4 protein-coding genes are annotated in these 6,147 nt (G+C 54.8%); all 4 read left to right on the top strand.

Annotated elements, in window-relative coordinates; genetic code table 11:
• Window positions 1-185 precede the first annotated feature (185 nt).
• Window positions 186-1,115, top strand: a complete 930-nt coding sequence (gene metA / locus IPZ49_RS22605; protein WP_022646716.1) for a homoserine O-succinyltransferase — start codon at window positions 186-188, stop codon at window positions 1,113-1,115.
• A 270-nt stretch (window positions 1,116-1,385) separates the two neighbouring features.
• Complete coding sequence (gene aceB, locus IPZ49_RS22600) at window positions 1,386-2,987, top strand: malate synthase A (RefSeq protein ID WP_063147238.1); 1,602 nt, start codon at window positions 1,386-1,388, stop codon at window positions 2,985-2,987.
• 31 nt (window positions 2,988-3,018) lie between these two features.
• The gene (aceA, locus tag IPZ49_RS22595; RefSeq protein ID WP_023299080.1) at window positions 3,019-4,323 is read left to right on the top strand and encodes an isocitrate lyase; all 1,305 of its coding nucleotides are present in this window, start codon (window positions 3,019-3,021) and stop codon (window positions 4,321-4,323) included.
• Between the two features lie 49 nt (window positions 4,324-4,372).
• Window positions 4,373-6,112: a bifunctional isocitrate dehydrogenase kinase/phosphatase gene (aceK, locus tag IPZ49_RS22590; RefSeq protein WP_063147240.1), complete on the top strand. Its 1,740-nt coding sequence runs from the start codon at window positions 4,373-4,375 to the stop codon at window positions 6,110-6,112.
• Window positions 6,113-6,147 lie beyond the last annotated feature (35 nt).

Raw genomic sequence — 6,147 nt, 5'->3', positions numbered from 1 at the left:
GGGGTTTTTTGCTTTGTGCGTTCTGAAAAGTCGGGTGGTGGCCCCACCTTACCCGCCCTACATGCTTTCCCTCCTTGAAACTTTCTCACCTTTCGCTTGCAGACTCGACATTAAGCCTGTTTCTGGGTATCGTTAGCTGTCTGGATGTCTAAACGTTTATACGTATGTTGTGAGGATTTAAGGTTATGCCGATTCGGGTGCAGGACGAGCTACCAGCCGTCAATTTCTTGCGTGAAGAGAATGTCTTCGTCATGACGGCTTCGCGTGCGACAGGTCAGGAAATTCGCCCGCTGAAGGTGCTTATTCTCAATCTGATGCCAAAAAAGATCGAAACGGAGAACCAGTTCCTGCGTTTGCTCTCCAACTCTCCGCTTCAGGTTGATATCCAGCTGCTGCGCATTGACGCCCGTGAGTCACGCAACACGCCTGCTGAGCATCTGAATAACTTCTACTGTAATTTTGAAGATATTCGCGATGAGAATTTCGATGGACTGATCGTCACCGGCGCACCGCTGGGTCTGGTGGAATTTAATGACGTTGCCTACTGGCCACAAATCAGGCAGGTGCTGGAGTGGGCAAAAGATCACGTCACGTCCACCTTATTTGTCTGTTGGGCGGTACAGGCCGCATTGAATATCCTGTATGGTATTCCCAAGCAAACCCGCAGCGACAAACTTTCTGGCGTATACGAACACCACATTCTTCACCCGCATGCGCTGCTGACGCGTGGTTTCGATGACACTTTCCTGGCTCCGCATTCTCGCTACGCCGATTTTCCGGCACAGCTGATCCGCGATTATACCGACCTGGAAATCCTGGCCGAAACGGAAGACGGCGATGCCTACCTGTTCGCCAGTAAAGACAAACGCATCGCGTTCGTTACCGGCCATCCTGAGTACGATCCGCATACCCTCGCGTCAGAGTATTTTCGTGACGTTGAAGCGGGTCTGAATCCGGATGTCCCGTACAACTATTTCCCGAAAAACGATCCGCAAAACACGCCTCGGGCAACCTGGCGTAGTCACGGAAATCTGCTGTTCACTAACTGGCTCAACTATTACGTCTACCAGATTACGCCGTACGATCTGCGCCACATGAATCCGACGCTGGAGTAATCGTCTGCATTAAACGATCCTAAAGCGTTTCAGCTATTCACATCAGGCACCTTCGGGTGCCTTTTTTATTTCCGAAAACCAACTCAACATCGTGAAAAACTTTAATCCCATATTAATCATACAGTTGTGATTGGATATGAATTAAAATGGAAATTGTTTTTGATTTTGGAAAAATTATAGATAGTCTTAATTCTGCTGAGCGAAAACTACACAACGATCTTTCGCTCGCATCGGGGGCGTGATTTTGGATCTTTGATGAGGAGCAGAACGATGACTCAACAGGCAACAACGGTCGATGAACTGACCTTTACCCAGCCGAATGGCGAGCAAGAACAGCAAGTTTTGACGGCAGAAGCGGTAGAGTTTCTGACTGAACTGGTGACTCGCTTTACGCCACAGCGTAATAAACTGCTGGCGGCACGCATTCATCAACAGCAGGAGATCGATAACGGCAAGTTGCCAGGGTTTATTTCGGAAACCGCTTCCATTCGTCATGGTGAATGGAAAATTCGCGGAATCCCTGAAGATTTACAGGATCGTCGCGTAGAGATCACCGGCCCGGTAGAGCGCAAAATGGTGATTAACGCCATGAATGCCAACGTCAAAGTATTTATGGCGGACTTCGAAGATTCCCTCGCGCCGGACTGGCAGAAAGTTATCGACGGGCAGATCAACCTGCGCGACGCCGTCAACGGCACCATCAGCTATACCAACGAAGCCGGTAAAATTTACCAGCTCAAACCGAATCCGGCGGTGCTGATCTGCCGCGTACGCGGTCTGCATTTGCCAGAAAAACACGTTACGTGGCGCGGAGAAGCGATTCCGGGCAGCCTGTTCGACTTTGCGCTGTACTTCTTCCACAACCATAAGAACCTGCTGGCGAAAGGCAGCGGCCCCTATTTCTATCTGCCGAAAACCCAGTCCTGGCAGGAAGCGGCGTGGTGGAGTGAAGTCTTCAGCTACGCAGAAGACCGTTTCAGCCTGCCGCGCGGCACCATTAAGGCCACGCTGCTGATTGAAACCCTGCCAGCCGTATTCCAGATGCATGAGATCCTCCATGCGCTGCGTGACCATATTGTGGGCCTGAACTGCGGCCGCTGGGATTACATCTTCAGCTACATCAAAACCCTGAAAAACCATGCCGACCGGGTATTGCCGGATCGTCAGGTTGTGACCATGGATAAACCGTTCCTCAGCGCCTACTCGCGCCTGCTGATTAAGACCTGCCACAAACGCGGCGCCTTTGCGATGGGCGGCATGGCGGCGTTTATCCCGAGCAAAGACGCAGAGCGTAACAACCAGGTGCTCAACAAGGTGAAAGCCGATAAAGAGCTGGAAGCCCGTAACGGCCACGACGGGACGTGGATTGCCCACCCCGGTCTGGCCGACACGGCGATGGAGGTCTTCAACCGCGTACTCGGCGATAACAAAAACCAGCTGTTTGTCACCCGTGAAGACGATGCGCCAATCGCAGAAGAACAGTTGCTCTCGCCGTGTGCGGGCGAGCGTACGGAAGAGGGCATGCGCGCCAATATTCGCGTCGCCGTGCAGTACATCGAGGCATGGATCTCCGGCAACGGCTGCGTGCCGATCTACGGCCTGATGGAAGATGCCGCCACGGCGGAAATTTCACGTACCTCCATCTGGCAGTGGATCCATCATCAAAAAACGCTCAGCAACGGCAAACCGGTCACCAAAGCCCTGTTCCGTCAGATGCTGGCCGAAGAGATGCGGGTCATCCAGGACGAACTGGGCGAGCACCGCTTCAGCAGCGGGCGTTTTAATGACGCTGCGCGCCTGATGGAGCAAATCACCACCTCTGATGACTTAATCGACTTCCTGACCCTGCCGGGCTACCGCTTCCTGGCGTAATTCACCACATAACAATATGGAGCATCTGCACATGAAAACCCGTACCCAACAGATCGAAGAGTTACAAAAAGAATGGACCCAACCGCGCTGGGAAGGCATTCGCCGTCCGTACAGCGCAGAGGAAGTGGTGAAGTTACGCGGCTCGGTTAACCCGGAGTGTACGCTGGCGCAGAACGGCGCGGCGAAAATGTGGGATCTGCTGCACGGGGGGTCTAAAAAAGGTTATATCAACAGCCTCGGCGCACTGACTGGCGGTCAGGCATTGCAGCAGGCGAAGGCCGGCATTGAAGCTATCTATCTTTCCGGCTGGCAGGTCGCGGCGGATGCTAACCTGGCCTCCAGCATGTATCCGGATCAATCTCTTTATCCGGCGAACTCGGTGCCGTCAGTGGTAGATCGGATCAACAATACCTTCCGCCGTGCGGATCAGATCCAGTGGGCGGCGGGCATCGAGCCCCACGATCCGCGCTTTACTGATTATTTCCTGCCGATCGTCGCCGATGCGGAAGCCGGTTTCGGCGGTGTGCTGAACGCCTTTGAGCTGATGAAATCGATGATTGAGGCCGGTGCAGCGGCCGTACACTTTGAAGATCAGCTGGCGTCGGTGAAGAAGTGTGGGCATATGGGCGGGAAAGTGCTGGTGCCAACTCAGGAAGCGATCCAGAAGCTGGTTGCCGCGCGTCTGGCTGCTGACGTGCTCGGCGTGCCGACGCTGGTCATTGCTCGTACCGATGCGGACGCAGCGGACCTGATCACCTCTGACTGCGACCCGTACGACAGCGAATTCATCACCGGCGAACGCACCAGCGAAGGGTTCTATCGCACGCATGCCGGTATTGAACAGGCGATCAGCCGCGGCCTGGCGTATGCCCCTTACGCCGACCTGGTCTGGTGTGAAACCTCCACGCCGGATCTGGCGCTGGCGAAGCGCTTTGCCGATGCGATTCATGCGAAGTATCCGGGCAAGCTGCTGGCCTATAACTGTTCACCGTCCTTCAACTGGCAAAAAAATCTGGACGACACGACCATCGCCAGCTTCCAGCAGCAGCTGTCGGATATGGGCTACAAGTACCAGTTCATCACCCTGGCGGGTATCCACAGCATGTGGTTCAACATGTTCGACCTGGCGCATGCCTACGCACAGGGCGAAGGCATGAAGCACTATGTTGAGAAGGTACAGCAGCCAGAATTTGCGGCGGGCAAAGAGGGTTACACCTTCGTTTCGCACCAGCAGGAGGTGGGAACCGGCTACTTCGATAATGTGACCACGATTATTCAGGGCGGGACTTCCTCCGTCACGGCATTAACGGGTTCAACGGAAGAAGCACAGTTCTGATCTTTCCCCCTCTCCCCCCTCGGGGAGAGGGTTGGGGTGAGGGGAATATATGTCGCGTGGTCTGGAATTACTGATAGCCCAAACTATTTTGCAGGGCTTCGATGCCCAGTATGGCCGCTTTCTGGAAGTCACATCCGGCGCGCAACAGCGTTTTGAGCACGCCGACTGGCATGCGGTTCAGCAGGCCATGAAGCAGCGTATCCATCTCTATGATCACCACGTAGGTCTGGTGGTGGAACAACTGCGCTGTATTACCGACGGTAAAAGCCCGGATGCGGAATTTTTACTGCGCGTGAAAGAGCACTACACCCATCTGTTACCCGACTACCCGCGCTTCGAGATTGCGGAGAGCTTTTTTAACTCCGTCTATTGCCGGTTATTTGACCACCGCTCATTATCTCCTGAGCGGTTATTTATCTTCAGCTCCCAGCCCGAGCGACGCTTCCGAACCATTCCGCGTCCGCTGGCGAAAGATTTCTTTCCCGATCGCGGCTGGGAAAAGCTCCTGCACCGCGTCTTAACGGATTTGCCGCTGCGCCTGCCGTGGCAGAATAAACCCCGGGATATCGGCTATATCCACGCGTATCTCAGTGAAAACTTCGGCGAGGCGGTGCTCAGCCGCAGCCATTTGCAGGTTGCCAACGAGCTTTTCTACCGGAATAAGGCCGCCTGGCTGGTGGGTAAACTGGTTACGCTGACAGCCATCGTGCCGTTTCTGCTGCCCATTCACCGTACCGACGACGGCGAACTGTTTGTCGATACCTGCCTGACTACCAGCGCTGAGGCGAGTATCGTATTTGGCTTCGCCCGCTCCTATTTCATGGTCTACGCCCCGCTGCCCGCCGCCCTGGTGGAGTGGCTGCGCGAGATCCTGCCGGGCAAAACCACCGCCGAGCTGTATATGGCGATTGGCTGTCAGAAGCATGCCAAAACGGAGAGTTATCGGGAATACCTGCGTTATGTCACCACGGCTGATGAGCAGTTTATCGAAGCGCCGGGTATCCGCGGCATGGTGATGCTGGTTTTCACACTGCCGGGATTCGACCGGGTGTTTAAGGTGATTAAGGATAAATTCGCCCCGCAGAAAGAGATGAACGCAGCCCACGTCCGTGCCTGCTATCAGCTGGTAAAAGAGCACGATCGCGTCGGGCGAATGGCCGATACCCAGGAGTTTGAAAACTTTGTGCTGGATAAGCAGCAGATCGATCCGGCGCTAATGACGCTACTCATGCAGGAAGCGCCGTCGAAAATTACCGATCTTGGCGATAAGATTGCGATCAGCCATCTCTACATTGAGCGCCGTATGGTGCCGCTAAATATCTGGCTGGAACAGTCAGAGGGCCAGACTTTACGTGATGCCATCGAAGAGTACGGCAACGCCATCCGCCAGCTCGCCGCTGCCAATATTTTCCCCGGGGATATGCTGTTTAAAAACTTCGGCGTCACCCGTCACGGGCGGGTGGTGTTCTACGATTACGATGAAATTTGCTACATGACCGAGGTGAACTTCCGCGATATCCCGCCGCCGCGCTACCCGGAAGATGAACTGTCCAGCGAGCCTTGGTACAGCGTCTCGCCGGGCGATGTGTTTCCGGAGGAGTTTCGCCACTGGCTGTGTGCGGACCCACGCATCGGGCCGTTATTTGAAGAGATGCATGCCGATCTGTTCCGCGCCAGCTACTGGCGCGGGCTGCAAACGCGGATTAAAAACGGGCACGTGGAAGATGTCTACGCTTACCGCCGCAAGCAGCGGTTTTGCATCCGCTTTTCTCCCTCTCCCGCAGGGTAAGGGCATCATGTTTTCTCCCTCTCCCTGTGGGCTGA

The sequence above is a fragment of the Enterobacter cloacae complex sp. S2 genome, from assembly GCF_015159675.1.
GTDB lineage: Bacteria > Pseudomonadota > Gammaproteobacteria > Enterobacterales > Enterobacteriaceae > Enterobacter > Enterobacter intestinihominis.
Note: the sequence above shows the minus strand (reverse complement) of the source record. Positions and strands in the feature narration are given on the sequence as shown.

Bases quoted from the DNA above. Each gene is read 5' to 3' on its own strand.
- aceA (WP_023299080.1), top strand. From the start codon at position 3,019: ATGAAAACCCGTACCCAACAGATCGAAGAGTTACAAAAAGAATGGACC.
- aceB (WP_063147238.1), top strand. From the start codon at position 1,386: ATGACTCAACAGGCAACAACGGTCGATGAACTGACCTTTACCCAGCCG.
- aceK (WP_063147240.1), top strand. From the start codon at position 4,373: ATGTCGCGTGGTCTGGAATTACTGATAGCCCAAACTATTTTGCAGGGC.
- metA (WP_022646716.1), top strand. From the start codon at position 186: ATGCCGATTCGGGTGCAGGACGAGCTACCAGCCGTCAATTTCTTGCGT.